General features: G+C 58.3%; 2 protein-coding genes. One reads left to right on the top strand and one right to left on the bottom strand.

The genetic code is table 11. The features are described 5' to 3' along the window. Positions 1 to 71: 71 nt before the first annotated feature. Positions 72 to 509, bottom strand: a complete 438-nt coding sequence (locus ACW9IR_RS29325) for a multidrug/biocide efflux PACE transporter (RefSeq protein WP_110718776.1) — start codon at positions 507 to 509, stop codon at positions 72 to 74. Between the two features lie 89 nt (positions 510 to 598). Between ACW9IR_RS29325 and ACW9IR_RS29320 the strand changes: the two genes are divergently transcribed. Further along, positions 599 to 1,453, top strand: coding sequence for a LysR family transcriptional regulator (locus tag ACW9IR_RS29320; protein ID WP_110718777.1), 855 nt, complete (start codon positions 599 to 601; stop codon positions 1,451 to 1,453). The last annotated feature ends 99 nt before the right edge of the window (positions 1,454 to 1,552 follow it).

The following is a 1,552-nucleotide window of genomic DNA, read 5'->3' as shown; positions in this document are numbered from 1 at the left end:
CTTTTGATCTTGTCTTTAAAAACAACATCAAAAGATCGCAGCCTTCGGCAGCTCCTACACGGGGATCGAGGTTAACTCTGGCAAGCGTTGCGCGTCATGAACCGCTCGCGCAAAACGTCATAGCCCCAGTGATACACGTAGGTGTACGGCAGGAAAAACAGCAGCACACCGATGTCGAGCAAAAACGCCTGCCAGAGGCTGACCGACAACCACCAGGCAATCAGCGGCACACCCATCACGATCAAACCACCCTCGAACAGCAGCGCGTGCACCACACGCACCCAGGCGTTATGCGCGACGTTCATGCGCGCCAGCATACGGTCGAAGAAGCGGTTGAACACCACGTTCCAACCCAGCGCCAGCAAGGCGATCAACACGGTCACCGCGCCCATTTCAAGCATCGGTTTTTGCATGATCCACGCCAGCAACGGCGTGCAGATCAGGATCGCCAGCAGTTCGAAACCAACGGCCTGGAAAATACGTTCAGTGATGGATTTGTGGGCAGTCATGGCCTGACTCCTTGAGTGAAGATGGTTGCCATGATCCACCCCCAAACCGATACTTCATAATCAATAACCATCGATCAAGGCGATAGTTGATGATTTCTCAGGAAGTGCTGTTGGCGTTTGTCCAGGCGGCCACGCAAGGTTCGTTTTCCGCAGCGGCGCGCAAGTTGGGGCGCAGTCAGTCGACCATCAGCGCGGCGGTGGCCAGTCTGGAGATCGATCTGGATCTGCAGCTGTTCGATCGCAGCAGCCGCAAACCGACGCTGACCCCGGCCGGGCATGTGATGCTGCAACGCGCCGAGGCGATTCTGGCGGCCAGCAGTCGTCTGGAAATGACCGCACGGCAACTGTCCCAAGGCGTCGAACCGAAGCTGACGGTGGCGATTTCCGATACCTATCAGTCGGACCGTTTTGAAGCCGCGTTGGTCGGGTTTGAGCAGCGTTATCCGGATCTGGAGCTGGAATGTCTGATCGCTGAATGCGATGACCTCGTCGAGTTGGTCCAGCGTGGTCGTGCGCATCTGGCATTCGCCGAAATGCAAGAGAGCTACCCGCCGGATCTGGTCACCTCGACCGTGGCCGAGCGCACGGAAATTGCCTTGTTCGTCAGTCGTGAGCATCCGCTGGCGAGGCTTGATCACATTGATCAGCATGTGCTGGAGCAGCACCGCGAATTGCGTCTGGCGACCATCGTCAATCCCTATGACAGTCGCGGCAAAGGTCGGGTGTGGTCGGCGCCGAGTTATCTGATGCTGCTGGAAATGGCCGAGAAAGGTTTTGGCTGGGCGCCTTTGCCGCGCTGGCTGGCGCAGCGCTTTGGCAATGATTTGCTGGTCGAGTTGAAGGTGCGCGGCTGGCCTAAGCCGGTGTTTGTTGATGCGTTGTGGTCGCGGCTGTATCCGCCGGGGCCGGCGGGGAGTTGGTTGTTGAGCAAGATGCTGGAATAAGGGTTGAAGATCGAGCCACCCTCACCCCAGCCCTCTCCCGGAGGGAGAGGGGGCCGACCGAGGTGTGTTGCGTCAGACATCGACCTGAAAGACCGAGTC

This window comes from Pseudomonas sp. SDT291_1_S447, from assembly GCF_054070155.1.
Note: the sequence above shows the minus strand (reverse complement) of the source record. Positions and strands in the feature narration are given on the sequence as shown.

Coding starts and splice junctions, on each gene's coding strand:
- ACW9IR_RS29325 (WP_110718776.1), bottom strand. CDS start 509: ATGACTGCCCACAAATCCATCACTGAACGTATTTTCCAGGCCGTTGGT.
- ACW9IR_RS29320 (WP_110718777.1), top strand. CDS start 599: ATGATTTCTCAGGAAGTGCTGTTGGCGTTTGTCCAGGCGGCCACGCAA.